Annotated in this window: 29 protein-coding genes, 1 tRNA gene and 2 rRNA genes; 9 read left to right on the top strand and 23 right to left on the bottom strand. The window is 57.2% G+C overall.

Annotation, left to right across the window (positions count from 1 at the left end):
• Positions 1-145 precede the first annotated feature (145 nt).
• From BW921_RS04495 to BW921_RS04485, 3 genes are read right to left on the bottom strand one after another with little or no spacing between them, the layout of a single operon-like run.
• On the bottom strand, positions 146-844 hold the full coding sequence (locus BW921_RS04495) for a fibrillarin-like rRNA/tRNA 2'-O-methyltransferase (RefSeq protein ID WP_198324668.1): 699 nt from the start codon (positions 842-844) through the stop codon (positions 146-148).
• Between the two features lie 45 nt (positions 845-889).
• Positions 890-2,152, bottom strand: a complete 1,263-nt coding sequence (locus tag BW921_RS04490; RefSeq protein WP_148688742.1) for a C/D box methylation guide ribonucleoprotein complex aNOP56 subunit — start codon at positions 2,150-2,152, stop codon at positions 890-892.
• Between the two features lie 11 nt (positions 2,153-2,163).
• Complete coding sequence (locus BW921_RS04485; RefSeq protein WP_148688741.1) at positions 2,164-3,150, bottom strand: beta-ribofuranosylaminobenzene 5'-phosphate synthase; 987 nt, start codon at positions 3,148-3,150, stop codon at positions 2,164-2,166.
• Between the two features lie 252 nt (positions 3,151-3,402).
• Between BW921_RS04485 and BW921_RS04480 the strand changes: the two genes are divergently transcribed.
• The 4 genes from BW921_RS04480 to moaC all read left to right on the top strand — a co-directional run bounded on the left by BW921_RS04480 (position 3,403) and on the right by moaC (position 7,936).
• The gene (locus BW921_RS04480) at positions 3,403-3,939 is read left to right on the top strand and encodes a DUF483 domain-containing protein (protein WP_168168747.1); all 537 of its coding nucleotides are present in this window, start codon (positions 3,403-3,405) and stop codon (positions 3,937-3,939) included.
• A gap of 17 nt (positions 3,940-3,956) precedes the next feature.
• On the top strand, positions 3,957-4,823 hold the full coding sequence (locus BW921_RS04475; protein ID WP_148688739.1) for an RAD55 family ATPase: 867 nt from the start codon (positions 3,957-3,959) through the stop codon (positions 4,821-4,823).
• Positions 4,824-5,793: 970 nt separating this feature from the next.
• Positions 5,794-7,306, top strand: a 16S ribosomal RNA gene (locus BW921_RS04470).
• A 189-nt stretch (positions 7,307-7,495) separates the two neighbouring features.
• Positions 7,496-7,936, top strand: coding sequence for a cyclic pyranopterin monophosphate synthase MoaC (gene moaC, locus BW921_RS04465; protein ID WP_236953719.1), 441 nt, complete (start codon positions 7,496-7,498; stop codon positions 7,934-7,936).
• A gap of 11 nt (positions 7,937-7,947) precedes the next feature.
• On the opposite strand, the gene BW921_RS04460 is transcribed toward moaC, so the two are convergent.
• From BW921_RS04460 to BW921_RS04445, 4 genes are read right to left on the bottom strand one after another with little or no spacing between them, the layout of a single operon-like run.
• Positions 7,948-8,493, bottom strand: coding sequence for a molybdenum cofactor biosynthesis protein B (locus BW921_RS04460; protein WP_148689312.1), 546 nt, complete (start codon positions 8,491-8,493; stop codon positions 7,948-7,950).
• A 28-nt stretch (positions 8,494-8,521) separates the two neighbouring features.
• Positions 8,522-9,514, bottom strand: a complete 993-nt coding sequence (locus tag BW921_RS04455) for a calcium/sodium antiporter (RefSeq protein WP_168168746.1) — start codon at positions 9,512-9,514, stop codon at positions 8,522-8,524.
• A 46-nt stretch (positions 9,515-9,560) separates the two neighbouring features.
• Complete coding sequence (locus BW921_RS04450) at positions 9,561-10,124, bottom strand: GMP synthase subunit A (protein WP_148688736.1); 564 nt, start codon at positions 10,122-10,124, stop codon at positions 9,561-9,563.
• A 14-nt stretch (positions 10,125-10,138) separates the two neighbouring features.
• Positions 10,139-11,383, bottom strand: coding sequence for an FMN-binding glutamate synthase family protein (locus BW921_RS04445; RefSeq protein ID WP_168168873.1), 1,245 nt, complete (start codon positions 11,381-11,383; stop codon positions 10,139-10,141).
• Between the two features lie 109 nt (positions 11,384-11,492).
• Here BW921_RS04445 and BW921_RS04440 point away from each other — a divergent pair.
• Positions 11,493-11,566, top strand: a tRNA-Arg gene (locus tag BW921_RS04440).
• Between the two features lie 85 nt (positions 11,567-11,651).
• Here BW921_RS04440 and rimI read toward each other — a convergent pair.
• From rimI to BW921_RS04415, 5 genes are all read right to left on the bottom strand, one after another.
• Complete coding sequence (rimI, locus tag BW921_RS04435) at positions 11,652-12,152, bottom strand: ribosomal protein S18-alanine N-acetyltransferase (RefSeq protein WP_210400432.1); 501 nt, start codon at positions 12,150-12,152, stop codon at positions 11,652-11,654.
• Positions 12,153-12,167: 15 nt separating this feature from the next.
• The gene (gene amzA / locus BW921_RS04430; RefSeq protein WP_148688733.1) at positions 12,168-12,695 is read right to left on the bottom strand and encodes an archaemetzincin AmzA; all 528 of its coding nucleotides are present in this window, start codon (positions 12,693-12,695) and stop codon (positions 12,168-12,170) included.
• A 1-nt stretch (position 12,696) separates the two neighbouring features.
• Complete coding sequence (locus BW921_RS04425; RefSeq protein WP_148688732.1) at positions 12,697-12,924, bottom strand: hypothetical protein; 228 nt, start codon at positions 12,922-12,924, stop codon at positions 12,697-12,699.
• Between the two features lie 43 nt (positions 12,925-12,967).
• Positions 12,968-13,091 (bottom strand): 5S ribosomal RNA (rrf, locus tag BW921_RS04420).
• 40 nt (positions 13,092-13,131) lie between these two features.
• Positions 13,132-13,905, bottom strand: coding sequence for a TatD family hydrolase (locus BW921_RS04415; protein WP_168168745.1), 774 nt, complete (start codon positions 13,903-13,905; stop codon positions 13,132-13,134).
• 165 nt (positions 13,906-14,070) lie between these two features.
• Between BW921_RS04415 and ilvN the strand changes: the two genes are divergently transcribed.
• On the top strand, positions 14,071-14,550 hold the full coding sequence (ilvN, locus tag BW921_RS04410; RefSeq protein WP_232452914.1) for an acetolactate synthase small subunit: 480 nt from the start codon (positions 14,071-14,073) through the stop codon (positions 14,548-14,550).
• A 1-nt stretch (position 14,551) separates the two neighbouring features.
• Here the strand turns inward: ilvN and BW921_RS04405 are convergent, their stop codons facing one another.
• The gene (locus BW921_RS04405) at positions 14,552-16,426 is read right to left on the bottom strand and encodes a threonine--tRNA ligase (protein WP_148688730.1); all 1,875 of its coding nucleotides are present in this window, start codon (positions 16,424-16,426) and stop codon (positions 14,552-14,554) included.
• A gap of 250 nt (positions 16,427-16,676) precedes the next feature.
• Between BW921_RS04405 and BW921_RS04400 the strand changes: the two genes are divergently transcribed.
• Positions 16,677-17,018, top strand: coding sequence for a carboxymuconolactone decarboxylase family protein (locus BW921_RS04400; RefSeq protein ID WP_168168744.1), 342 nt, complete (start codon positions 16,677-16,679; stop codon positions 17,016-17,018).
• On the opposite strand, the gene BW921_RS04395 is transcribed toward BW921_RS04400, so the two are convergent.
• The 6 genes from BW921_RS04395 to cooS all read right to left on the bottom strand — a co-directional run bounded on the left by BW921_RS04395 (position 16,990) and on the right by cooS (position 23,481).
• Positions 16,990-17,727 carry an ArsR family transcriptional regulator gene (locus BW921_RS04395; RefSeq protein WP_148688728.1) on the bottom strand — a complete coding sequence of 246 codons (738 nt, stop codon included), beginning with the start codon at positions 17,725-17,727 and terminating at the stop codon, positions 16,990-16,992. The two genes, BW921_RS04400 and BW921_RS04395, sit on opposite strands and share 29 nt — an antisense overlap.
• 563 nt (positions 17,728-18,290) lie before the next feature.
• Positions 18,291-18,755: a hypothetical protein gene (locus tag BW921_RS04390; protein ID WP_148688727.1), complete on the bottom strand. Its 465-nt coding sequence runs from the start codon at positions 18,753-18,755 to the stop codon at positions 18,291-18,293.
• A 23-nt stretch (positions 18,756-18,778) separates the two neighbouring features.
• Positions 18,779-19,690 carry a Coenzyme F420 hydrogenase/dehydrogenase, beta subunit C-terminal domain gene (locus BW921_RS04385; RefSeq protein WP_148688726.1) on the bottom strand — a complete coding sequence of 304 codons (912 nt, stop codon included), beginning with the start codon at positions 19,688-19,690 and terminating at the stop codon, positions 18,779-18,781.
• 3 nt (positions 19,691-19,693) lie between these two features.
• The gene (locus tag BW921_RS04380; RefSeq protein WP_148688725.1) at positions 19,694-20,419 is read right to left on the bottom strand and encodes a 4Fe-4S dicluster domain-containing protein; all 726 of its coding nucleotides are present in this window, start codon (positions 20,417-20,419) and stop codon (positions 19,694-19,696) included.
• Positions 20,420-20,431: 12 nt separating this feature from the next.
• Positions 20,432-21,538, bottom strand: a complete 1,107-nt coding sequence (locus tag BW921_RS04375) for a Ni/Fe hydrogenase subunit alpha (RefSeq protein ID WP_168168743.1) — start codon at positions 21,536-21,538, stop codon at positions 20,432-20,434.
• A gap of 26 nt (positions 21,539-21,564) precedes the next feature.
• Positions 21,565-23,481: an anaerobic carbon-monoxide dehydrogenase catalytic subunit gene (cooS, locus tag BW921_RS04370; protein WP_148688723.1), complete on the bottom strand. Its 1,917-nt coding sequence runs from the start codon at positions 23,479-23,481 to the stop codon at positions 21,565-21,567.
• A 138-nt stretch (positions 23,482-23,619) separates the two neighbouring features.
• On the opposite strand from cooS, the gene BW921_RS04365 reads away from it, so the two are divergent.
• On the top strand, positions 23,620-24,048 hold the full coding sequence (locus tag BW921_RS04365; protein ID WP_148688722.1) for a hypothetical protein: 429 nt from the start codon (positions 23,620-23,622) through the stop codon (positions 24,046-24,048).
• Positions 24,049-24,056: 8 nt separating this feature from the next.
• Here BW921_RS04365 and BW921_RS04360 read toward each other — a convergent pair whose 3' ends face one another.
• The 4 genes from BW921_RS04360 to BW921_RS04345 form a co-directional block, all read right to left on the bottom strand.
• Positions 24,057-24,812: a DUF166 domain-containing protein gene (locus BW921_RS04360; protein ID WP_148688721.1), complete on the bottom strand. Its 756-nt coding sequence runs from the start codon at positions 24,810-24,812 to the stop codon at positions 24,057-24,059.
• Between the two features lie 220 nt (positions 24,813-25,032).
• Entirely contained in the window at positions 25,033-25,227 is a 195-nt protein-coding gene (locus BW921_RS04355; protein ID WP_148688720.1) for a hypothetical protein, read from the bottom strand.
• Between the two features lie 53 nt (positions 25,228-25,280).
• Positions 25,281-25,802, bottom strand: coding sequence for a TatD family hydrolase (locus BW921_RS04350; RefSeq protein WP_148688719.1), 522 nt, complete (start codon positions 25,800-25,802; stop codon positions 25,281-25,283).
• A 66-nt stretch (positions 25,803-25,868) separates the two neighbouring features.
• Entirely contained in the window at positions 25,869-26,255 is a 387-nt protein-coding gene (locus BW921_RS04345; RefSeq protein ID WP_148688718.1) for a ferritin family protein, read from the bottom strand.
• Positions 26,256-26,438: 183 nt separating this feature from the next.
• Between BW921_RS04345 and BW921_RS07775 the strand changes: the two genes are divergently transcribed.
• Positions 26,439-26,582 (top strand): hypothetical protein, encoded by a 144-nt coding sequence (locus BW921_RS07775; RefSeq protein WP_157665975.1) that lies wholly within the window; start codon positions 26,439-26,441, stop codon positions 26,580-26,582.
• The last annotated feature ends 9 nt before the right edge of the window (positions 26,583-26,591 follow it).

Below are 26,591 nucleotides of genomic sequence, written 5' to 3'. Positions count from 1 at the left end.
GGGGCTGCTTCGTCATCGGGCCCTCCTCTCCGGGGACCGCTTCATCACTTGTTCTCAGGAGGGGTGAATGCAGTCATCGGGGAGAGGAGCTCAGAGCGGGAGTAACTCGTCATCCGCGCGTCGGCTAGCGAAACGCTCATCACGGTTACCCGTGGTACTCCGCGACGAGCCCCACGTGATCGCGCTCGTACGGCTCCAAATCGATGACTTCTAGCACTTCGAAGCCGCGCTCCTCGAGCTTACGCTCCTCGTCCTCGAAGACCTCTTCCGGCTCCTTAGTTACGTCGATGGAGCGCGCCTTGATAGCGACGATCACGTATCCTCCGGGACGCAGGAACGCCTCGGCGTTGTCCGCGACGACCTCCGCCTGTTTCGGCTGAGCGATGTCCTGGTAAATTACGTCTACTTGCTCGACAAGCGGTGCGTATCCATGAGGCTTCGTAGCGTCGCCTAGAATGGGTATCATGTTCGGGCGCTTCTCACACACCGGGATCAGCTCCTGCATCATCCTCGAGGCGAATTCGACGCAGTACTCCACGCCCGACTCCTTTATGATGTCCGACACGTGCGACGGCGTCGTTCCGGCCGCCGCACCCAGATAAAGTACCTTCGAACCCTCCTCGAGCGGGAAGTACTCCATGCCGTTCATGATCATGGCGGCAAGCTTGCTCCTTCGCGGCTCCCATACTCGGTACTCCTTCCCGTCGTACTCTACTAACCTCTCACCGTAAACCTGATGCCCGGGAACGAGGTTCTCGGTCGCGGGCTTCTTCCGACCGTCTTCAAAGATCGCCCAGTACACACCCTCGAACTCCTCATGCGGTTCGATCTCGATTTCCACCATTTCCTCACTCACCCTCGAAAAACGGTTGTGCTCGAGGAAATGAAGTCACCGCCTTCGGCGTGAGCGGCGTCGGCGATCCCTACGAGATCTCCGGGGTGAGCGCCTCCGACGCGGTCGACGACCGCGAGGCGGCCGACCACCACGCTTGCGCTTCGGGGGCTTCGGGTACTTCTCCTTGATCTCTTTCACCCGCTGCTCTAGTTGTCGTTTCAACTCGTCGCCCCGGTATTCGCCAGAGTAAGCGTCGATACGCGCCGCGATAGCCAGCTTGCCGGCCAGTGCCCTCGCGATCTTACCGCGCTGCCACCACGGGCTTCGGTGGATGAGCGGGTGCTGGAAGATCACACCGTGCTTCGGCGGCTTCGTCCCCTTGGTAAGGTGCCTGAACAGCGCCTTCTCCGCTCCCAACAGCTGGATAGTGCTCGCGGGTAACTTCGCCATCTCCTTCAATCCACCGGCTAGCGCGATCAACCTCGCACCGATTAGTGGACCCACTAGGGCCTTCACGTTCGGCGCCACGTCGTCCATCGACTCGTCGATGTAGTCCGCGGTCTTTCGCCTGATCTCGTAGAGCTCCCGCGCGACCTCCGCGATCCGCTGTACCGCCGCTAAGTCCTTCTCGTCCATCTCCGCGCCCATCGAGTCCTTAGCGGCCTCCTCGAGCTTCTCGGCTAGGTGATCCGGGAACTCCGGTAACACCTCCTTGATGTTATCATACGTGAAGTTCTCCCGGTGTCCTAGCTCGGCTACCAACGTCACGAAATCATCGTGCTTCTTTACGATTTTGTTAATCTCTGGGAAGTGTATTCCATACCACTCTCGCACGCGATCCGTTAGTATGTTCAATATCCTGTCGATGTCGTCGATGGTGTTGATGGCCTGGATGATCATCTGGTCCCGTTCCTCTACCGTCGCCCGGACCTTCTCCTTCGACAGCTTCATACCGACCTCGTACACTAGCTCCGAATACTCCTCCTCGGAGTCGACCACACCGACCTCGATGGCGAGCTCCCGCGCCCGCTCTCGAAGGATCTCCCCGGCCACGTTCGGGAACTCGACGACTAGCTCCCCGTCGAACACCCCTTCTAACCTCTCCCGGTCCGCCTTCGTACCCTCGAAGTTGATCACGTCCGCATCTAGCCTCGACAGCAGCGCCTCTTCCTCTTCCAACACCTCACCACGTTCCCGCTTCAACAGACGCTCCAATATCTCGTTCGGATCCTTCGGGAACGGCTCGTGGTCTACCAGGTTCCCCTCCTCATCGAACGCGTAAACTCCAGTGAAGTTCTCGGCCACGTAGACTCCCAAAGGTGGTCCCCCTACCCCGTCACTTCGAAACCCTCGTTCCTCGGTCCGGAAACGCTTACCTTCCCGCCGATACCTTTCTCTCTCATATACATTTCAAGCTCCTGCGCGACGCTGTTCGCCGAGGACGGATCGCACACCGCGTACACGGTAGGACCGAACGAGCTCAGCCCAGCCCCGTAAGCTCCCGCGTTCCGAGCCACCTCCATTATCTCCACGACCACGGGGTGCTGCAGGCCCACCTCCACACGCTTGAACCCCAACTCCTGGATAGCGTCTACGGCTCTACCGAAGTCTTCAGGATCATCCTCCACCACCGCGGGCAGCATTACCATTAGTATCCACCTGCAGATCTCCCCCACCTCCCGCGCCGGTACCGGACAGTACCGCTTGAAGATGTCAACCTCCCTATCCCCGTGCGCACCCCGCTCCACCTCGGGGATCGCGAGCACGAACCGCCAATCCTCCGGCACTTCCAGCCGCGAGATCACCGGTGCCGGCGGGACCTCGCCAGACGCCGCCGACGGTTTGAACTCCTCCTTCCCACCCGAACCGAAGACGTGGCCACCATCTACTATGAACCCTCCCCGTTCGAACGCCGCCACACCGATCCCAGATGTACCACCTCTACCCAGCGCATCCGCTAGTTCCCGCACGTCGTAGCTCTCGACACCGTGCGCTTCTAACGTTCCGACTGCCGCCGATAGCGTCGCCTGTGTACCGGAACCGAGGCCCACGTGCTCGGGATACCGCCTTACCACCTCGATCCGGACGCCATCCTCGATCCCGTACAGTTCGAGTGTCCTCCGCGCCGCCCGCTCCACTTTCTCCGCGATCTCGCCTTCTCCACTGACCTCTACTCCTTCCTCATTAGGTTCCACTTCGAGCTCTATCCTGGGTCCTTCTAGCGTCACTCCCACGCTACCGTCTACACGACCCAACCCACCATGTAAGTCGATAAGCGTCACATGGATCCTGGAGACGGACCGTACCCGGACCAAGAACGATCCCCGGTCGCCAGACCGTCGCCCGGCAGTATAACGATCACGTCGAGACATCGCAGTCATCACGACGGTTCGTGGGCGCGGTCCGTTCCGTCACGATAGTCGGAACGTTCTCAGAAGACCGGTCGGGGGCCGTGGAGGACGATCATCGGGATAGCCCCTCACCCCCGGACTAGCTCCCCATCCTTCCGGCCCATGTCCGATCATCGGATTAACACCTCCGACACGGCTCTCCACGGGGGATCCGAGTTGAACACGCTCGAGCGTATCCTCACGTTCCTCCAAGATCTCCGCTCCTATATGGACGGTACCGGTGACTTACCCGAACCGCGAACCCTCGCGGAGTTCGCCCTCCAACGGCTCACACCCGTGGATCTCGACCTATGCATAAGTGTTGTCGAAACGGAGCTGACCATGTGGGAGGAGAGCGGCTTACACGTTCGCCCCGCCCTACATCCCTATGTCTCGGAGAGAATCGGAGTGTACACGCTCGATGACGAGGAAATCGGGAAGTTCCTTGATTATCCCGGCTGCTGCGTCGAGTACTTCATGGAGGGCCATGTCAAGTTCGACCACGACCCGGAGGACGTAGTTATCGTAACCGAGGGGTTCGTCCCCTGCTCCTCGGCCTGTCGACGAGCGCGTCGGGCCCACCTGCTGGAGGTTGCCGCGGACCCCGGACCGTACCTACAGCTCGAGAAGGAGCTCCGAACACACATCGAAAAGCTAGGAGTCCTCACGTATCACTCCGCATATCGAGGGTTTTACGAAGTCCACGCCCCCTAGGTCTGAGGGTGTCCAACTTGACCGACCGTATCGAGACTAGCATACTCGGTTTCGACGAAATGATCGGTGGCGGACTCCCACGACGTGGCGTGACGATACTCGCAGGCCTTCCCGGATCCCCTCGACAGCCCCTGCTCGATAACGCTATCTGGAACATCCTGGAAGACGGCCTTCGCGTACTCCTCCTCGCTACTAGCACCTCACCTTACGAGTTCCTGCGACGTTCCGAGGAGTACGGCAAGGACGCCCGAGGAGCTTACGAGAAAGGTGATCTGGTCGTCCTCAACGCTTTCTGCGTCCGCGCCGGTATATACCATCGGGCCATAGGCGAGATTATTCAGGACATCGAACCCTACAGGATCAGAGAAATCGTGCCTGAGTACGACCCCGACGTGGTCGTGATTGACTCGATATACCCGATGCACCGCGGCGAGCACGAGAAATTCCTGCAAGTGGTCTCCGTCTTGAAAGCGGCCGCGGTGAAAAACGACATAGCCGTCCTCGCCGGATGCGCCCTACCTGAGTCCGCCTTACGATCCCCGAACGCCGAGGTAGCCGACGTCCTGCTGGAGACCGCAGTACACGAGTTCCGTGGTGCCCTTGTGTACAGTCTCCTCCCGATCCGTACTCTGCCACCACACCTTCCCAAATATCGGGCGCCGATGAGTATCCTCGAGGACGGGACCGTCGTGGTACATTGCGATAAGGTCCTCGACGTGAAAGCCGGTGAGATCCATGACGTCGACGAGTACCTTAACGACATCCTAAACATGCCCGAACACATGGCCCGTGAAGTCGCCGAAGACTCCGAGGTGCTGGAGGAGCTAGAGGAGCGTGACGACATCGAAAGGTTACTCGAAGAGCTCGAAGAAATGGAAGGATGAGGACACGGCCACGGGAGCGACCGCCGCGGGATGATCGGAATCCGCCCACCCGACCACCACATACGAATAGGGTCCGGGACGATGGGGATTAGCTCCATGTTGAGCTAGTAGCGATGATACATCCCGAGGGTACCGACCGGTCGCCCCCGGCCCTCAGAGATCGTTGCGGAAATAGTAACGATACCTAGAACGCCGCTCCCTACACCCAGACCTCCGACGGGAATGGGGCGCGACCGAACATTCGGCGGCCCTCGAGTAGTGAAAAGTCAGCCGATCGGGTGCGGGACACTCACCACGAAGACATCACTGGGGAGAGCAACGACATCATCATCGGTCGGAGGATAATGAGCCGGGACACCAGCATGAACTCGTGGGTAACCCGGTCCGAGGGCCCACTTAAGTCTCCCGCTTCCGAGCGCTAAACTCTCCCAAGAAGAAGGCCACTCGGTGGTACGGGATGACGAGTGCCCGCGAAGGGGAGGACTCTCCGATGGCCAACCCACCCTTGACCGACCCCACCTACCCCCATCTCAGATCTCACGAATCCGTTCCAGCCTCCCGTGACCATCGAACATCCCTTCCAGGAACTCCAACACCGTCGCCCTTCTGGACGAAGCACCTTGGTGGAAACCCTGCACTCCAGCCGGTACCGGTCGCCTCTCGCGAACCCCACCACGGGTCCCTCACCGGTCTGAGGTTAATGTAATCGAGCGATGCCAAGCGCGTCCCCATGGTCTCGGCGACGCCTCCCATTAGCAGAATGAGGTCCGTGCTTGCGATCCGAGAAGCCCGAAAATTTAATATATAACCGTGTTCCAAAGGAGGTTGGCCGCGGGAGAAGAGCCCCCCGATGGGACCCCGGGCAACCCCTGGGGGAACACACCCCAGGGGCCCCGGGGTCGACGCAAGCCCGCCCTCCGGGGCCGTGAGAGCCCCACCGCGGACCCGAAATCCTTGCGGCCGTCACCTAACTCCGGTTGATCCTGCCGGAGGCCACCGCTATCGGGGTCCGACTAAGCCATGCAAGTCGAGGGCCGCCCGGCTATGGGGGCGGCCCGGCGGACGGCTCAGTAACACGTGGGTAACCTACCCTCGGGACGGGGATAACCCCGCGAAAGTGGGGCTAATCCCCGATAGGCGGGGCGGCCTGGAACGGTCCTCCGCCGAAAGGGCTCGGGCCCATGCCGCCCGGGTCCGCCCGAGGATGGGCCTGCGGCCGATTAGGTAGTTGGCGGGGTAACGGCCCGCCAAGCCGATAATCGGTACGGGCGGTGAGAGCCGGAGCCCGGAGACGGGGACTGAGACAAGGCCCCGGGCCCTACGGGGCGCAGCAGGCGCGAAACCTCCGCAATGCGGGCAACCGCGACGGGGGGACCCCGAGTGCCGTCGGGGCAAAGCCCCGGCGGCTGTACCGGGGTGTAAAAAGCCCCGGGTAGAAAGCGGCGGGCAAGACCGCTGCCAGCCGCCGCGGTAATAGCGGCGCCGCAAGTGGTGGCCGCTTTTATTGGGCCTAAAGGGGCCGTAGCCGGTCCCGTGGGTCCCCGCCGAAAGCCCGCGGCTTAACCGCGGGAGTCGGCGGGGAAACTGCGGGACTTGGGACCGGGAGAGGCCGGAGGTACCCCCGGGGTAGGGGTGAAATCCTGTCATCCCGGGGGGACCGCCAGTGGCGAAGGCGTCCGGCTGGAACGGGTCCGACGGTGAGGGCCGAAAGCCGGGGGAGCAAACCGGATTAGATACCCGGGTAGTCCCGGCTGTAAACGATGCGGACTAGGTGTTGGGGCGGCCACGAGCCGCCCCAGTGCCGTAGGGAAGCCGTTAAGTCCGCCGCCTGGGGAGTACGGCCGCAAGGCTGAAACTTAAAGGAATTGGCGGGGGAGCACCACAACCGGTGGAGCCTGCGGTTTAATTGGATTCAACGCCGGAAACCTTACCGGGGGCGACAGCAGGATGAAGGCCAGGTTGACGACCTTGCCGGACGAGCTGAGAGGAGGTGCATGGCCGCCGTCAGCTCGTGCCGTGAGGTGTCCTGTTAAGTCAGGTAACGAGCGAGACCCCCGCCCGCAGTTGCCAGCGGGCCCCGTAAGGGGCGCCGGGCACTCTGCGGGGATCGCCGCCGTTAAGGCGGATGAAAGTGGGGGCGACGGCAGGTCCGTATGCCCCGAAACCCCCGGGCTACACGCGGGCTACAATGGCGGGGACAATGGGATCCGACCCCGAAAGGGGGAGGAAATCCCCTAAACCCCGTCGTAGTTCGGATTGCGGGCTGCAACTCGCCCGCATGAAGGTGGAATCGGTAGTAACCGTGCCTCAGAATGGCACGGTGAATACGTCCCTGCTCCTTGCACACACCGCCCGTCACGCCACCCGAGCCCCCCGGGGGCAAGCCCCCGGTCCGCAAGGGCTGGGGGCGAGCCCCCGGGGGGTGAGGGGGGCGAAGTCGTAACAAGGTAGCCGTAGGGGAACCTGCGGCTGGATCACCTCCAGCGGCGGGGATGATGCGGTGGGGTAACGAAAGCCCCGGAGGGCGGGCTTGCGAGGGGGCGATGATCTCCCGCCCTTCCTCATATTGTTATGGATTTCGTAACAATATGTGTGGTGGGATGAACGGGTCCCGCAGTACCGATCCCTTTGGGTGATGAGCCCCTTTAGGAGTGACCGCTGGGGGTAAACTGATGTCGATGGTGGACGTCACCGGGAAGAAGGAAGAGATCCGCATTGCCGAGGCCAGTGGGTTCCTCAGACTAACCGAGGATGGCGTGAACGCGGTGAAGTCGGGCGAATCTCATCCACAGGGTAAGGGTGACCCCATCGAGGTTGCCAAGATAGCTGCCATACTCGCCGTGAAGAAGACGCCGGAGCTGGTCCCCCACTGCCATCCCGTCAAGATCACTGGAGTCGATGTCGACGTCGAGGTCCTTGAAGACGGCGTGAAGATGTCGGTACGGGTCAAGTCCGAAGGGAAGACAGGTGTCGAGATGGACGCCCTAACAGGGTTAGTGGTCGGATTAGTCACGCTCTGGGACATGGTTAAATACGCTGAGAAGGATAGGGAGGGGCAATACCCACACACTCGCATCGAGAACGTTAGGGTAGTGGAGAAGATCATCAAATAGAAGGAGTTCTCCTAGGCGTCGCCGCGGCTATGAACGACAGCATGTGGTAAGAGTTCAACGAGTATCTCGGCACCGAGCTCTGCGGCATGCGGTGACCCTGGCAGACAAGCGACTGGAGTCTTGTCGACTATGTACATCGTGGCACGAGTTAGGGCGGCGTGGACTCCTATTTCCTTCTCGGATCGACGACGAAATAGCTCACCGAATCCCGGAACTTGCTTATCAGCGATACGCTTTAAAGCTTCAATAGTAGTGTCAGTTGGCGTTATGCCAGTGCCTCCCACTATGACAATAGCATGAACGCGATCAACAAACCACTTCACCATACCGACGATCACGTCCGATTGATCCGGAAGTAAGGTACGGTAGACGACTTTACAATCAGTCTCCTCAAGCTTTTGTTGCAGGATGTCTCCTGAAGGGTCATCTGGATGTCTATTGCGAGCAGCTTGGTCGAACTTACTGTTACTAACCGTCATAATAGCGAGACGGAGGGTTTCAGGTGAATGTTTCTTATGGTCATGATACGTAGGCTCAGTCAAGTTATCACCTACCATTTCCAATTTATCACCCTTTTAACTGACATTAATGAGTAATCAATGCAACAGTGTAGTAGATGAACAGACTATAAAAGGCGAACATAGTTAGTGAGAAAAGTATACCGATTCGTCTTCGGTAGATGAAGGGGAGTGCTGCTAAAGTGGCGGTCAGAAGGATGACTGTTAGACGTCTATCAGCCAGGGTGGTGGCAACACCACCGAATAGGGACGGAATACCGATTCCCATGAGTATATTGAAGTTATTGCTCCCCAATATGTTGGTTACAGCTAGGTCGCCGTGACCCTTAACAGCGGCGCTAATCGTGGTAAATGTTTCCGGAAGTGAGGTAGCGATAGCCAATATGGTGTAACCTAAGAGAGCCGATGGGTATCCAAGAATTATGGAAAGCTTTATAGTTGCTTTTACAAGCAATCTCACAGAGATTGCGAACAACCCTATTCCCACTACAAGTTTTGTCACCACTTTAAACTTACTACGAGAGTCCAGGCTCATTACTACAGATACGCCTGCGTCTTTTGTGTGCTGTTCGTACCTTTCTTTCCTTTCTGCTTCCTTATTCTCCTCCCCGTGCGTTTTGCCATGCTTTATAAGAGCATATGCGTATATGCAATAAATAACGAAGAACAATACGCCATCCCATTTAGTTATCATGCCGTCAATAGTCATTGCAATGAGCATCGCTATAACTCCTGCTGATACTACCGCGTCGATTACTGGATATCTAGAAACTTCAATCGGAGTCTTAGTCTTCATGACCGTTACTAAAGTCGCTATCCCTAAAATCCCACATAAGTTATATACGTTTGAACCCACAACACATCCGACGCCTACGTCAGGTTTGTGTTCTGCGAGAGTAGCTACAAGTGAGGATCCGAATTCCGGGAGCGAGGTGCCAGGAGCCGAGACCAGTACTCCTAGTACACTTTCTGGGATACCGCTGGTTTCTCCGATCGTTATAAGGCTCGAAACCAACAATTCCGAACCTATCCAACAGAGTGCGGTAGCGAACGCGAGCACGGACGACCACAATACTAATTCTTGGAGCGTGTTGCGCTCCCCCTTGTCATCCTCGTGAACAGATTTCCGCGAAGTTCTTCAGTATATCCATTCCGTACTCGGTGAACTTCAGCTCTGGGTGGAACTGGACGCCATATAAAGGTACCTCCTCGTGGCGCATCGCCTCTACGTCGCATCTGTCGGAACGGGCTGTCACGACGAACTCGTCGGGGACCTCCTTCACCTCGTCTCGGTGCGAAGCCCAAGCCACGATTTTATCCGGTAAGCCTTCGAAGATGCCTTCGTGGTCCAGTATCTCTACTTCCGTTCTGGCGTATTCCTCACGACCCGCAGCCCAATCCACCTTCCCTCCGAAAACCTCGGCCATGAGCTGGTGCCCCAAGCAGATTCCCAGTATAGGTACTTCTCCTGCCAGTTCCTCGATAATCTCTTGGGAGTTACCCGCCAGCTCACGGGATGGTCCTCCGCTGATCACCACACCGCTGGCACGTTCGCGGACGTCTTCTGGGTCAGTGGTATTAGGGATGATCTCGGCGGGAACACCCATGTAGTCGAAGTTCTTGCGGATCAGGTGCACGTATTGGCCGTGGTTGTCGACTATAAGGATCAAACGGGGAGAGGCCCCTATGCTAGCTCGACGTCGGAGCCCGCCATCTTCACGCCGGTAATACGGGCTACGTCCTCCGAGAGTGCTCTAAGATCCTCTTTTTCGAGGTTGTGTACGTCCGTCTTACCGGCTAACTGTGCCAGTATCTTGCACTCCTCGGTCACCACCTTAAGGTAGTTGGCCACACGTTCCGCCACTTCGTCGACATCGAGCTTCTTGCGGAGTTCCGGATCCTGAGTGCAGATACCCACTGGGCACCTTCCAGAGTGGCACTGAGCGCACGCCGTACATCCCATGGCGATCAGGACCGAAGTACAGACGTAGACGGCGTCGGCGCCCAAAGCCAACGCCTTGGCGACGTCCGCACCGTCGCGGATGCCGCCAGAGATGATTATGTCGACTTCGTCCCGCATCCCGATCTCGTTCAGGGCCTCCACAGCCTGGACTAGCGCGGCGATGGTGGGTATTCCAGCGTTTTCGGTCGCGATCTCCGGTGACGCGCCGGTACCTCCTTGCATTCCGTCGATCGCTATGATATCAGCCCCGGCCTTGGCCGCGATCTTCACGTCCTCTTTGACTCGGCCCGGGCTGTACTTAACGATGATAGGGATCTCCCAATCCGTAATCTCTCGAAGCTGCTCGATCTTCATCTTCAGGTCTTCGGGTCCGACTATGTCCATATGACGGGCCGGTGACAGCGCGTCCGAACCCTCTGGGATGCCCCTTATCTCCGCGATTTCCTTCGTCACCTTCTCTCCCATGAGATGACCTCCCATGCCGGGCTTGGCGCCCTGTCCGATCTTGATCTCGATAGCGTCGGCAGCGTTCAAGTACTCCGCTGAGACTCCGAATCGCCCTGAAGCGTATTGGGCGATGAGCCACTTCGCTTCTTCTCGCTCCTCTGGTAACATACCTCCTTCACCAGTGTTCGTGGCAGTTCCGACCATAGCCGTTCCACGAGCGATCGCGACTTTTGCCTCTTTGCTGAGAGCCCCGAAAGACATGGCACCAACCAGCACCGGGATATCCAACTTCAATGGTTTCTCCGCGAACCGGTCGCCGAGAACCGTTTTGGTATTGCATGGCTCACGATACTTGTCGATCGGAGGTCGCGAAACTTGTGCTGGGAGGATGACTAAATCGTCGAAGTGTGGCACTTTACGGCTCGTCCCGAACCCACGGACAGCATACTCGCCCGTTTCGGCTTTTCTCTGTATTTCTTTCACGTGTTCGCGCCACCACAACCGAGAAATTCCCCCCACAAGCCGGTGAAGGTATCGACCGTATGGGGGGACTTTAGCGTTCACCGGTCGGGATCGCTCCGCACCATAAGGTTTTTTAAACTGGACGGGATCCCCCGCCTTGGAGGCGGGCCCCGCAGTCTAGCCTGGATAGGACGCGGGCCTGCGGAGCCCGTAGCCCGGGTTCAAATCCCGGCGGGGCCACACGGCTATCGTTACAATGTTTAAAACGTTTTAACCTCGCCGAAAACTCCACACAATTCCCGCTCCCACGAGAGCCGTTATGACGTCATCGCCGATGATACCGGACGGTGTTCAGCTTCTTTACCATGATAACGGCAGTCTCTCCGTCGGAGTAGTAACCGCGTTCCCTACGTTCCTCCCTGTAACCCAGTCGTTCGTAGAAACGTCTGGCCGGGAAGTTTGACTCTCTGACTTCCAGCCGGACGGTTTTGTACCCGGCTTCTACTATCTTGTACTCTGCCTCTCTCATGAGAATAGTACCGATCCCGGTACGCCGGTAGTTAGGATGCACGGCGATCGAGACTATGTGGCCCTCACCGAGCCACGGTCGGAGCTCGAAGATGACGTACCCCACCACCTTACCCTCAACCTCAGCCACCAAGAATCCTTCCGGATTGTTACTCAAGTTATAAAGGAAGACGTACGTCGGATACGGTGATTTCGGGAACGCACGCTCTTCTATCTCCACCACTTCCGGGATGTCAGACCTCTTAGCCCTCCGAACTACTACCTTACGTCCCACTTTGTCTACGTACTCGGTGGTCACTATTACGTGCCCCGCTCAACCTCCACGCTTCAAGTTTCCTCGAAGCAACCCGGCACATTTTCGACAGAAGTTCGGTGATTTGCGGTCTACCTCTAGTAATGAACTAGAGAAGCTCATCACGCAGTTACGGTCCGAGCAGTGGCCTAACCCGAAGGTATGTCCGAGCTCGTGTGTAAGCTCCTTTACGACACGTTCCAGGTATAAGTCCGGATTCGGATCCAGCAGTCGGGCCACTGAGACTACTGCCTCTCTACCTGGGCATCGGGCCTGACCGAAGACGAAGTTGAGCCCCGGAGCGTAGAGATCCTCCGAGGTCAATCCTAGGACACGGTCGTACTCCCCTTTCACGTTGCGTAAGATATCGAGGAGAGCACTTGCTAGGTACTGGTCCCTCACTTCTGAGTACGCATGTTCGGGTAGTTTCTCTCGTTTCCTTTCCACCTCTACCTCGTCCAGGTATTCCGATACGTGTTCCTCGAACCTGCCGACGATACTGCTGAGTAATGGGATCTTTCCGTCAAACGCCACCAGGCATAACTTCAAGCTATTTCACCCTGCCCGTTAGTACGGCCATGCCTATCATCAGTAGTAAGAACCCCATCAGACCGAGAACTCTGTCTCCACCTCGTCTGAACGAGATTACTACGTCTAACCCACCTACTATCAGGGCTAACACCCCGACGGGCCACCTAGGACCGCCGGCGAAGGCTAACACCAACGCGCCGAGGAGCGCTACGGCAGAGACTAGCGCGGCCAGATTCGTCTTCTTCAACGGCTCGCCCCCATCGTTTTAAGATTCATAACAATTTGGGCAGCGGCGGCGGCATCCCGGGCTTCCCGCGCCCTCTCGGAGCGCAGTACCACCCGGGACGCGGCCGGGCTTAACTTCCGGGTTCGAGATGTGGCCCGGGTGTGGCCCCGGCCGCTGTGGCCGCCGCCACGGCTACGCACTGGGTGAGTTGTATTTAAAATTTTCTCCTCATAGGTCGTAGAACTCCAACGCGTTACGAGTTGTGGTCTCAACTACCTCGTCGACGGGAACTCCTTTCACTCGCGCAAGCAGCTCTATTATCCTCCACACGTTTCGAGGCTCGTTGCGTTCTCCCCGCACCGGTGACAGGTACGGACTGTCCGTCTCCGTAAGCGCCGCTCCTAACGGTACCGTCTCCAGCAATTCCCGCGTTCTCTCATCCTTCGATCCACGAATGACGTGAATCGTCGACAGTGAAACGTAGTGGCCGGCGTCCGCGATACGCCGAGCGAGCTCGGCCGACCCGTCGTAGCAGTGGAACATGGCAACTACGTCGTAGCCCTCCAGGACCTCGAGGGCGTGCTCCTCCGCATCCCTGGCGTGGATCACTACCGGCTTGTCGAGCTCTTCCGCGAGCTTCAGAAACCTCTCGAAGATCTCTCGCATCTTCCTGCGCTCTCCTGGTTCCTTCACGTAGTAATAGTCAAGACCTATCTCTCCGATTGCCGCAATCCTATCGGTATGCTCACGGATAATTCGGACCACGTCATCGATGACGCTTTGCTGCATCCTCGGCGCTCGTGGAGGATGGAGTCCGATCGTGGGGAACACGAACCCCTCGAATCTTTCCGCTAACTCTAGGGTCCGCCGTGCGGTTCCAGGAGTAGCCCCGCAATCGTACACACGTAACACCTTCTTCCGTGACCGTTCCACCACTTCGTCTTCCTCGCCTTTGAAGTGTTCGAAGCAAAGATGACAATGAGCGTCGACGGGTTTCTTCAATCGAGTCCCCCCGCTCCTCCGGATAACATTTCACTGTCGGGGTCGGCGAAAGGGCTGGATCCTCATCGGTTCCTCGGCTAGGGAGGGCCTCCATCATCCCTATCCTTGGATGGGAACTGTCCGAGAAATAAGCACACACCTGCTAATTAATTGGGGGACTTGAGGTTGTCCAAGCGTCGCGTACTCTCGGTGCTCGTGAAGGACCGGCCCGGTGTCATGCAACGTGTGTCTGGACTTTTCAGGAGACGCGGGTTCAACATCGACTCTATCGCCGAGGGCCCATCAGAGCGGGAAGGGTTGGCCAGAATGACGCTCACGGTGAAAGGGGACGACCAAACGATCGAACAAGTAGTGAAGCAGCTCAACAAGCTCGTCGACGTTATCAAGGTCTCGGAGTTGGACCCAGAACGCACTGTGGAGCGGCAGTTAGCATTGGTCAAGATCAGAACGAAGGACCGTGCGAGGGCCGCCGAGTTGGCTCGAGCCGCGGGCGCCGAAGTAGTCGATGTGGGTCGTGAGACCATCACAGTAGAGATCGTGGGGGAGCCGCGGAGTGTTGAGTCTCTCCTCGAGCTTATGAAGGATATCGGCAACATCGTCGAAATCGCCAGGACGGGTGTTGTGGCGATGGAGAGGGAGACGTGAGTTACCTGCCGAACCGCGGACGCCGGCTGAGGCGGTCCGGCATCGCCAGTGGGACCCTCGGTTTACCGGCCGTTTCGCGCTTCAACCGCTCCACGAGCTCATCTAACGTCATCTCCTCACGCCGCTGTTCTTTCAGCGTGGATTCCTCTCGTATCGTCACCGAGAGCGTGCCTTTCTTCACTTCCTCCTCACCGATAACGACGACGTACGGTATCCACTCTTCACCCGCGTCCCGGATCTTACGTCCCACCGGCTCATCGCGATCATCTAGGTCGACCCGGAACCCCTCATTTTTCAGCGCTTCGAAGACTTTTTCCGCTTCCTCTAGCACTTTCTTCGAGACTGGGATCACACGCACCTGTATCGGTGACAGCCACGTCGGTAGAGTCGGCAGCTTACCCTCCTGCTTGAACCGCTTGTACTGGTTCTCGAGGATCGCGCATATTACGCGTTCAAGGCTCCCAGTCGGTGAGCAGTGTAATATCACTGGATGACGTTCATCACCCGACTCATCCGCGTACGTGACTCCGAAGCGCCTCCCACTCTCGACGTCGATTTGTACAGTCGGGTTCTCGATGGGTCTGCCGAGGCTATCAATGAACGCGAAATCCACCTTACATTCCCAGTAGTGTTTACGTTCTGGCAGTACCTCCACTAGTATGGGCTTCGCGTCACCGTACGCCTTTTCCACGGCCTCGGACAGTTTCTCCAAGACTTCCTTCCTCTCCTCCAGGAACTTCTCCGTGGTCCTGAACACCACTTCGTACTCCAGCCCGAGATCCAGTCCTACCTCCAAGCATAATTCCGCTTGTTCGAGGAACTCTTCTACGGCCTCATCCATGTCAGCGCAAACAGTATGGAGATCGGGCATAGTGAACGCCCGTAACCGCTTCAGCCCGACCACCTCGCCACTCTGCTCCAACCTGAAGCTTTGTGATAGCTCGTAGATCTTCAGGGGTAGATGACGCCGGCTGAGCGTGGTGTCCGCCAGTAGCCTGAAGGCTCCGAAGCAGGCCGCGTACCTCAGCATCAATGCCCGGTTTCCGACCCTCATCCGATACTGTCGTTCCCCGAATTTGTCGGCGTGCTCTCGGATAGCGTCCTCGCTCAGATCGTACATCACGGGTGTCTCGACGACTGCCGCTCCTAGATCGGCGATGAGGTTCTCCACGTACTCCGCCAGGCATCTCCTGACCACATGACCCTTCGGGTACCAACGCACGTGTCCAACGTCCGCTGCCGGCTCGTGGTCGCAGATTCCCTTCTCCCGTATCAGCTTCACGTGTGCGGGTTCCCTGTCGCTCACTTCACGCTCTTCGCCTAGCTCGTTCACCACCAGGTGCCTGAAGTCCTCGGGAAGTTCCGAGAGATCCACTTCTTCTACCGGTATCAGTTCCCCGTCCATATACATCAAGAACTCGGACTCGATCTTCCCCTCCTCGACTTCCTCTGCGACCTCTGGTGTTACCGTCCTGGAGAGCTCAGAAAGTGGGTGTCCCTTGCACGCCAACCGGAACGCCTTGTACCATCCGAATGGGGCTCTCACGACTTCATATCCGCGCTCCTTCAGGAGGCCCTCCATCCTCTTCAGAACCTCGACGGCAACGTCCGGAGAAGCGAGATCGTCGGCTAAATGAGCGTACGGGTACAAGACTATCCTATCGACCTTCAATTTACCAGCGACGTCTTCGATCTCCTCTACGGCCGCTTCGGCGATAGCCTCTGGATTCTCTTCATCAGCCTCCTGGACCGCTGCGAAAACAACCATACAGTCCTCAACTTCCGCCTCCTTGATAGGCGGCTCTTCTTCGGCGATCTTAGTCTTCTGCCTCGCCTCGAACGACATCTCGTCCGCGTGAATGAACAGCAGTCTCACCTAGCCTACCCCGGTCGGACCTCAGGAACAGTCTGATAGCATCATCGGACCCCACATGAGGGGGGACGTCCACTCACTTCCCGGAAACGTTCAACACCCCATGTCGAGTTGCCATACCGTCCAATAGCTAGGGCATTACAGGATTCGGTGCGCGGGCTTTGGGCATCTGGAGAAATTAAAGATTTTCGACTTTGATAGAACACGCTCCCCGTTTAACTTCTCCCCAACTATGGCGTGCGGGGGGCTGCCGTTGTCTAGGAAGCCCGGCGAACCGGCCGAGAGGGAGGAGGAAAAAGGTTTGATAGCCGTGAAGTACGCCGAAGAGATGCTAGGAGACGAGTACGCGGAGGTCGTTGAGGAGCTTCATAGAATAGTGTGGAATGAATCTCCGTTGGACAACAAGACGAAACACCTTATCGCACTAGCTTTGGCGGCGGCTGCCGGAGACGAGCGTAGAGTAAACCTCATTGCCGAGACAGCGAAGAACGTAGCTGAAGTCACCAACGAGGAGATAGCTGCAACACTAGCCTTGGTCGCCTGGGTAGAGGGAGTGTCCAAAGTCACTAGGACCTGGGGTGTTCTTCGCCAGTAGCTGGCTCCGCCACGAACACGCATTTATGAGCGCCCTCTCCGCAGCACTCTATCTCTCGGACTTCGTAAGTTAGTTCCCTCAAACTCGACAGAACACCAGCTATTATTCCCGCTTCCAGATGACATGCGGGGCCGTAGGGTAGGTCGGAACACTCTCGACATCCTTCAATCTCGACCACCACACGGTCGTCCTCCTGACGGAATTCCACTGACTCTGCTATGATCTCTAAGCCCTTCCGTAGCACGTCCTCCCCAGGTTCCAGTTCCGCTAGTCGCTTACCGACCTCCTTTCCGAGCTCGTACAGGACCTCCGAAGCGTCAATACCCAGCGATTCCAACACCGCGCGATATGCGGCCGCGATCACTAGTGCCATCGACGTTCCCAGATCTTCCCCACGTTCTAGGACTTTCATGACGTATTTGGACGCGTCTTCGAGCTTCGGTTCCGACACTCGGACGGGTCTCCTCACTAGCCCGTAGTAACGCTTCGGGAGTGGAGTTTCGCGGTCCTCCTTAATGACGTCCACGAGACCGACCTTTCGGAGTTCCTGCAAATGGTGATGAACAGTCGATTTGGACATGTTCAGTTCTTTGGCGATATCCGATATAGTCATCGATCCGCGTTCTTCCAGCAGTTTCAGAATCTCACGCCGCGTTTTGCTGTCCAAAGCCTTTGCGATCTCCTTCGGCACGTTAATCATCAACTTCATAGCTCGGACCCCCTTGAAGGTTCCGACCGTCGAGCCGCGCCGTCAGCTCGGGTGCCCCCTGCCCAAACCGGGTCCCAGACTCGTCTCATCAGGTTAACAGATACCCGTCCTCAACGCGTCGTTATCCTAATCTTCTTTATCCAAGGTTAAACAACCGCCCACCGATCGGTACTGCCTAGCAGGATTCAAGCTCCCAGTACAAGTCGGATCATCGCCCGTGGTTTTCCGAGTGATCCGTTCGACTTCGATTTTCAATGTAACCGAAACCATGTCACAGTAGTTACTGTCCCTAGCCCCGCCAGGATGACTCCCGAGTCCTGAGAAGTCTTTAGCACGACGAAGACGGCGGAGGTCTGACGACGAGCTCAAGACTTCCCCATCGAGCGGGGAAGGAACTTCGAACGTTCTTTAGACGGACGGAAAAAATCGTACCGTTTCCCTAGGAGTCGATCGAGGGTAGCGCGCGGGCCGATGCCTCAGTAACCCGTATCTGACGTGTTCACGTGCCGATAACACCTACCTCCCAGGTCACTTTGAGGAGACGTAGGGACGTCAACTGGAGATCAATTCTCAGTATCCCTAGACTTGACGATTACGCGGCAGTGCCCGCGTTTGATCGGTTCGTGTTCGATGATGAAATCATAATCCAGAGCGTGCAGAACCTCCTCAGCCATAGTCGCAAACGCGCACACGTTGTAGCTGAAGATGTGACCTTCTAAGCTGGGGTTTTCGCCTACGAACTCTTCGATCAGATCGCGAGGGCAGATCTCACACCCTCTCACATGTACGACTGCTTCTTCCGACTTCTCATCTACCCTGACGTCTGCCCCTAGAAGGCTCTCTGCCACAGTTTTGACAAGCTCTACAGGCTCAACGTCTTTCAGCTCCGGATGCTCGCGCAGTAACGCCTTTACCGCGTTTTTGCATACCATTCGCCGCAGAGTTGGAGCTTTATCTCCAAGCAGCTGTGCAGAGGTGACTATGTAAGAGAAGAGGAAGTACCTCAGGAAGTCCCGCGGTCCTATCACAGCTCTGACCCCTGAGTAAAGAATTATAATGGAATGTTTGGGTGGTAGGGCCTCCAAGTGGCACACACTGAGGTATGAATGCGCCTCTTCTTGTCCCTGGCCAGTCTCTCGAGCAGGTTCGGATCCCCTTCTCCGATACCCTTGACTTCTAGGACGTTGTCGTCTACGGCGGATCGGAACACCTTCTCGCCTCTCTTCGTTCGAATCAGGACGATATTCCACCCGTCTGGCGCGCCTACGGATCCCACGCTGACGTCTGCGTCCTCAGCCGTTAAATCCGTGCAGTAGTTACACGCTTCATTGGCGTAATCGCCTAGCTCGGAAACCGGTACCGACCGTTCATCACCGTCCTCGGTTTTTACTACGAATTTACCACGACTGATGTCCATACGCTCGACGTTCTCGATGCTTACTTCTATATCTTCAAGTAACTTCAGTAGGTTCTCGTACTGGAAGTTCTCGGTGCAGAAGATACCGACTGTCAGTTCCACCCTATCCATCACGCTGGTCATTCCGTAAGGGTACACCTCCGACTTCTTCACTGCGGTAATTTGACACGGCGTCCCTACGAGGGCTACTGAGTCATACGAAGCTATGGCCCTGTCGAGGACGCTAACGTTTGGAGAGATTGAGTACTTCGATCCGGCTGTCTCGATTAGTTCGTCTGGATCGGTGACGATCACGGGCTCGGGCTTCCAAGCTTCTGTTGTGGTAGTCGAAGTGACTACGGCTTCCACCGTACCCTTCTCCAACGCGTGGGCTAGCAGCGCAGTAGTGGTACCTCCGTCCTGTCCGCGCTCGCGAATGAGTTCGTCCGTTGCTCTGGTTAAGTAGATTTCACGGTACTTACCTACGATCTCGGAGTCCAGGGGGTCGTTCTTTGTGGGTTCATCTTTGTTTTTATTCACCATTTTTCGGATCAGTTTGCGCAACATAGATCACCTCCCATTGGGGATCTCGAACGATCTAGGACAACTCACGAAGCAAGTTCCGCACCGAATGCATCTCTCTTGTTGGATCACTGGTTTCTCGTCCATCTCGATGGCCCACGCCGGACAGGAGGCGGCGCACGTTCCGCAGCCAACGCAGAAGAGATCTCTCTCAATCACGTCTAAGTCACAGCCTAAGCACAAGTCCTTGTTCGACGTCAGGAGCACGTCCTCGACCGGTATCGTCGGACCGGTTACTTGGGATGACTCCGGTGTAAGCTCGTGGAAATCCCCGGACAGGACTTCGTACGGCCGGAGTTCATCCTCGTTCCCCTCCTCTAGCGCTCTGAGGAAGGATGCGATCACGTCAGTAGTGGGTGGGCAGCCGTTGATAGCATAGTCCGTGTCGATGAATTTGGCGGCTGGGAAGACCGTAAAGTGGTGTCTGTCGGGATCGCGCATGCCTATAACGTGTCGCTCGAAACCTCCGGTGGCAGCACAGGAGCCCAGTGATACCACAGTGCTGGCGGCTGAAGCCGCCTCCTCTAACTTCTCCAGGGTCTCGGCGTCGGCAAAGTCCACCGAGCCTTCTACGAACAGAACGTCGGCGTCCGGTTCTCCTTCGTCGCCATCTAGGCTCGACCAGACTATCTCATGACCATCTTCGTAGCAACACTCCTCCAGGTTCCTGGCGCATGCACCACAAGCCATAAGGGACAGAACAGCCACCTTCACTTCGAGCTCCCCCTAGTGAGTAAGACATCTACCGGAGAGGCCGACCGCGCGCAGAACGGTTTCAGCCCCGTCAACCGTCAGGCCGCGTACCATCTCCACGACCGCCGCAACCTTGAAGTTGCATGGTGTTAGCATCAGGGCTTTATCCACGCGCCCCGCCCGTAGTTCCAGCGAGACGATCAGAGTACCTTCTGGTGCCTCCACGGCCGCCGTACCCACTCCCGAGCCGAGCTCGACGTCCGTTCGGAAGTTCCCGGTCGGGTCTAGCCCGGATGTGGCGTTTGCGATACCGTCGAGCATCCTCGCTATTTCCTCGGCCCTGACGGTGTAGAGGTCTAGCGGGTTCTCCACTCTCCTTACTCGGGCGTAAGGACCGACGAGGACGGGTTCCCCGTCATACCTGGCGACGACGTTGTTCGCTATCTTCAGGGTGGTTCTCATCCGGTAGAACTCGTCCGGCATTAGAACCTCGACCTTGTCTGGATCTATGTCGCCCTTGTATGTATCCGAAACCTTCAGTCCCGTCGGTACCTCTTCAGTCTCCACATTGATACCTTCCTCCGCCCGATCTACCTCGAATCCGACCTCGTCTTCGAGCCTGTCTGCTACATCGGCGGCATCTTTGGCTACGGATTCAATCCTGTTTACGGGTAGCCTTTCGATGTTCATACCTCCTACGGTCACGGCCGGTGGGTGATCTGGCTTTCCTCCGACGGCATGCATGATGTCTTTCGCTGCCTTTACCAGGTCGTATGCTGGCTTCTTCACGTTGATGAAGTCGGTCCTCGCCAGCACGGTGGCGTGTGCCCTGACGATGTTAGCCATGTTCAGAATCTCACGCGCTCGCTCTGCTTCGTCCTGGATCTCGACGTCAAGAGCCGCCTCGGCCGCCTCGGCTACGGCGAGCCCTAGACTCGCGTCACAGCTGGCGCATACTCGTTCGGCTGCTACCACGGCGAACTCCACGGGCTTCTCGAGGACGAGCGTCTCCCAGGAGACTGGTGTCGTACTAGAGCACACTTCGGCGTTTACAACCTCGCCCTCCGCGATTTCTGCCACCATATACAGATCGCCAGGAGCTCCCGTTGCGATACGGATCGCCTCGATCTCCATGACCATCACCATCCCGGAAGTGTGGGTTGGAACTAGATACCGAGCCGTTTCCGCTTTTCTTCGATCTTATCGGCTAGGGTCTTTCCGGCCCGTCTCATGTCCGTCTCTACAATCAGCTCGCCGCCGGTGAGGTCCGGTAGGTCTTCCAGCAACGTCTTCGTAACCAGTTCGCTACCGGTCACTGGCGGCACTGGGCTCACGTGCAGCGTGATACCTAGAGCTAGGGCCGAGGACGCGTCCGCTAGGGCTTGCTCCTCGAGCCACTGCGGCGCACTCGCAACGGCGGGTACGTCCGGTATGTCGATTTCCTCACCTGTTTTCTCTCGAAGTATCTCTGCGATCTCGAAAACGAGATGCTCGACTTTACCGATCGCTAAACACGGGCCGTAATGCAGTACCGGTGGAATATTCAACTCCTCGCACACCTTCCTGAGGTTATCACCGGCCAGCTCGGCTGCCTTAGGGTTGAACATTCCAGCATTGGCGAACGCTCCGTTCACACAACCTGCACCGAGCACGAGCACGTCGCGCTTGATCATCTCCTTTGCGAGTTCGACCGCCGGCACGTTGTGGCCGCCGCTGGAGAGGTTCGTACAACCCACGATGGCGCACACTCCGCGGATGGTGCCCTCTTCGATCAGCTTGAGAACGTTCTCCCAACCTACCGCCTCCTCGATCGAGAAGTATCCGAACCCGACCACGTTCTCGTGCTTATGCTCCGGCTCTAGGATCTTATCTTCGTGCTTCGACCTCCGCTCCTTGAACGCCTCTATAGCTCTCCGGACGGCCTCCTCCGCGACCTCTTCGGCACGCTCCGGGTCCCATAAGATCAGCTTTGCTCCCCACACCTTAGCCACGTCGTCGACTGCGATCAGCTCAACGTCCAGCTTTTCACCGTAGAACTTCAGACCTGGGAACGTGCAGTTAAACTCGCTCACGATCGCGTCCACGAGACCCGTCGCTGCGAGTGCCTCCGTAGCGAAATTGTTGCCCGCGAAACCCGCGTACGTGTCCGGTAGGTGGTCGGCACGTGCCTCGAAATCGTCACCGACGCACGTCGCACCGATGATCCTGATGCCTTTAGCGCCTGCCGCCTTGGCCTCTTCTTCCAGCCTCTCGGCGGCGTCCGTTAGGTATTTCATGAGAGACATCTGGTGACCGGTGGTCATGATGTTGACATAGTCCGGATCCAATATTCCGGGACCACCCTCCGTTTGCGTGATCCTCGGGCTACCGAAGAGGATATCGTTGATCGTCTCCACTCCGAAGAGCGAAACAGGTCCGGTGATCAGTCCCAGCCGCAGCACGTGGAGGAGCATGTCTAAGGGATCTGAGTTGAGGTTCGTACTTGTCTTGACGAGTGCGTCGTGTACCTCCGACTTAGCTCCGCCCGGAATTAGACCCATTTCTTCATACATCTCGATACGCCAATCCGGCACAACCGCCTTGAACACTTCCGATTCCTCGTATCTCGGCCTGTAAATGTCCTCGAGGATGAACTCCGCGATCTCTTCGGCCACGTCTTCCGGTTTACCTGATGCATCTAGACCGTAAACTTCGGCAGCGTGCCTCAGCGCCTTCTCGTCCGCGATCTCGTAAGGGGATTCCTCGTCCGCTACGGACTTTAAGGCCCTGGCGGCGTTTTCCAGGCAGTGTAAGTAGCAGGCGGCTCCGGCGGCGACGTGACGCAAGAAGTTCCGTGCTACGATCACGTCCGCCGTCGCTCCGCAGACACCTCGTGGCGTCTTCTCCGTGATCCGGCACGGGCCGTTCGAGCAGATGTTACACCAAACGCCCTGCTTGCCATACGGGCATTTCGGGAACTGAACTGGCCATCGGATATGTGGGGTCTCTACACTCGGTATCTCCTCATTCAGCTCCTTCGCGTGCTCGACCAGTTCGCATACGACTTCATCAGTGTACGGACACGAAGGTTTCTTCTCTTCCACGGGGATCTCCCCTGTTCGGTACTGTTGGAATGTTCGACATTATTCGACCGTTATGAGGGTAGCTCGACTTATATTAGTTTCGATTTTCATCAAACGTTTGAGTACTTCCGAACACACCGATACGAGGGGGAGCCTCGATTGCATGCCCGATGCAGGTGTCACAAGGTCAAACCGACGGACGCTAACCTGCGGCCTCTGGTGAAGTACATCGTCGCGTTCCGGCCCGGTCTAGACAAGCGCTCCCTGTTCCGTGCGGTGTATTTACTGGACAAAGCTTTCGAGCGTGAGACCGGAAGACCACTGACGGGAACTGAATACGGTCACTGCATACTGCTCAAGGCACCCTACTTCTCCGTCGATGTGAAGGAAGCTGTCTTCGATCTGCTCCGTCTGGGTGAAATAGAACTGAGACCAAAGCGCCGAAACGGAGAGCTTGTTTCGACGTACTATCCCGTGGGTTACAGAGTCGAAGACGTCGAGGACGACGTACGCAGGGAGTACAATCTATACGAGGATAAGTGGAGACTGTTCCGGGAAGTTTTGGAGAGAGTACCAGGAGAGGAGTGAGATGCCTATCAGGTGTCGGTATCTATCGCTTCTTCGAGCGCTCGGAGAGCCGCCTTGATGTGCAACCGTCCCGCTACGTGGAGCAGGGTGTCCCCGACGTGCTTGTCGACCTCCATCGAAGCCGTGCAGGGGTACGAGTGGTGCGTCTCGGAAACTGTAGCCTTCACCTCTTCGGGATCAGCGTCCACACCGACCAGTCGTTTGGCCACGAACCACGTGCAACCGCATGGCGCCGATCGTACTACGTTGACGTCGGTCACGACGCCGTCCTCGACCTTCATAAACAGCTTAGGCTTCCCGATCATGCCCGCGTCGCAGAACGCCTCGGTTACGGGACCCGACGGTTCCAGGTCGCACCCTGGCCTCGCCACGGTGAGCTCCACGCCGTCTCCTTCGCACACCTCTCGTAGTTTCTCCTCGATCCACGGGTCGATCCAATCGGGTTCCTCGACGGGTACTATCAGTGCCTTGATTTTGTACACTCTGGGTAACGCTACAAGGAGGTCTGGGTGCAATCCGATCACCACAAGAACATCTACTGGTGGTATTTCTGGGAGGTAGTTCTTTGGCTCGTCGATGAACGATGGTAACTCCTCCGGTTTAGGTATCCTCTCAACGGTGACAAGGGAGTCGACGAGGGAGTACATGTCGTACTTGCATCCGTCGCATGCAGGCCCGCAAGCTCTGCAGTGACCGGGTTCGTTCAGTAGATTGGCTATCATCCTCTTACCGAACGGATGTGAGTAGAGCGCGGCGAAGCGCAATCGGTCCTCACGGCCCCTCGTGAAACGTCATCAAGGACGACTAGAACGAGGGTTCGTCCTCAGGTCTTAATCGGTCTCGTGATGAGGAAGTGATCCTTAGGAATCGCTGTAGGATTCGTCTTCAATGTGGGGTTGCTCTGACAGGCTTGATCACCCGCCCGCGTGATCGATAAAGGAAGGAACCGGAGCTGCCTGAAACCTCGTGCTCTAGGGCTAGGGGTTAGAGCCCGTAAAACCTCTTGGCGTTCCGGGCTGTAACGTCCCGGATAACGCCTTTCTCGACGTTCCGGCGTTCCAGTTCGAGGGCTAGCTTGGGGAGAGCGAGTGGATCGGCGGCTAGTGATCCCAGGTCACTGCTCGCGATGAGCGTCACCTCGTCGGCGTACTCCTCTACGATATCACACGCTTCCCACACGTCGAGCTCTCCCGGTCGGAGTGTCAGCCCAACCGCGTACCCTTCCTCACCGATTAGCTGGACGGTCCTCCGCCGAGGCGTGGTCCACTAACACCAGTGATGGATCTATACCCGAGGAATTCAAGATATCCAACACCTTCTCGGTGATTCCAACCTTGTTCTTGCTCGGCGTGTGGACAATGATGGGTACCTCGTATTCTCGGGCTAACTCCAGCTGGACCTTTAAGGCTCGGATCTCTATCGTCCGGATTTTCGTTGAGACCTGTCTCTCCGATCGCTACGACGTCATCATAACTTAGGAGATCTTCGATTTCCCGTAGCACGTCACTCACGTTATCCGGTACTCCTCCCGGATGTACTCCCACTGCCACTCTGACCGTTAGCCCTGCCTTTCTGCCTCTCCACGTTTCCACTTTGAGTAGCCTCCGAAAGAGGGCGGAGTACACTTCGGCCGTCATGTCAGGGTAGGGATCGTGAGAGCACGTGATGACAGTTCGGACTCCAGATAAAGCCATCTTCTCGATGTTTTCGTAACTCCTAACGTCGAGGTGTACGTGCGCGTCGACGTACCTCAAAGGTCCACTCCCTCGTTTCGGATGTCATAACGATTGAGCGAGGGCGACGAAGAAAGGTGCTTGGGATTACTCATTCAGCTTTTCTAGGGCCGCTTTGAGCATCTTCCTGTGGTGCCTCTCGTCGTATGCTGTGGCCTTCAGCAGGGTGATAACCTCGTCGTCCAGCTCATCGGAGTGGTGGTCGGCCTCGTCCATCCTGGTCTCGTAGGCGTTTTTCTCACCTTCAATCATCTCCTCCATCTTCTCGATCAGTCCCTTTAGACTGTTCTCTACTTTACCTGCTATCAGTGCCGCTGCGGCCGCATGTCTGGCTTCGTCCATGGCGATTTGCTCCAGCAAGTCACCTACTTCGGGATAACCCTGTTCTCTAGCGACGATAGCCATCGCCATATAGATACCCACTTCGGTAGTTTCTCCCTTGAACCACTTCTCGAGGTACTCCTCGAAGTCCATATTCGGACCCCCTCGATCCTCGTCCGCTACGCGCCTTTTAACTTTTTCGAAGTAGATCGAACAACGCTGTGCCCATCTCGTGAACACGGATCGCGCTTTAGGAACTCCACACCCTCGTCATGACACGCCTTCTATTTTAACGACCTCGTACATTCGTGGGTAAAACGAGTGGGGGAGGACCCGATGAATTTCGGACGCGTCCTCCACACTCTATCCGGAAGTGATCGGGTGGAGTTGGAACGCTGGGAGGACGACCAGACCACTCTCGAAATGCCTGAAATGTGCACAGCGATGTTGGTGCCCCGTGTGATAGAGGTCGAGGAGTAGATCCCTTCC

It is taken from the genome of Methanopyrus sp. SNP6 (assembly GCF_002201895.1).
In the GTDB taxonomy this organism is placed as follows: domain Archaea; phylum JAADCQ01; class Methanopyri; order Methanopyrales; family Methanopyraceae; genus Methanopyrus.
Note: the sequence above shows the minus strand (reverse complement) of the source record. Positions and strands in the feature narration are given on the sequence as shown.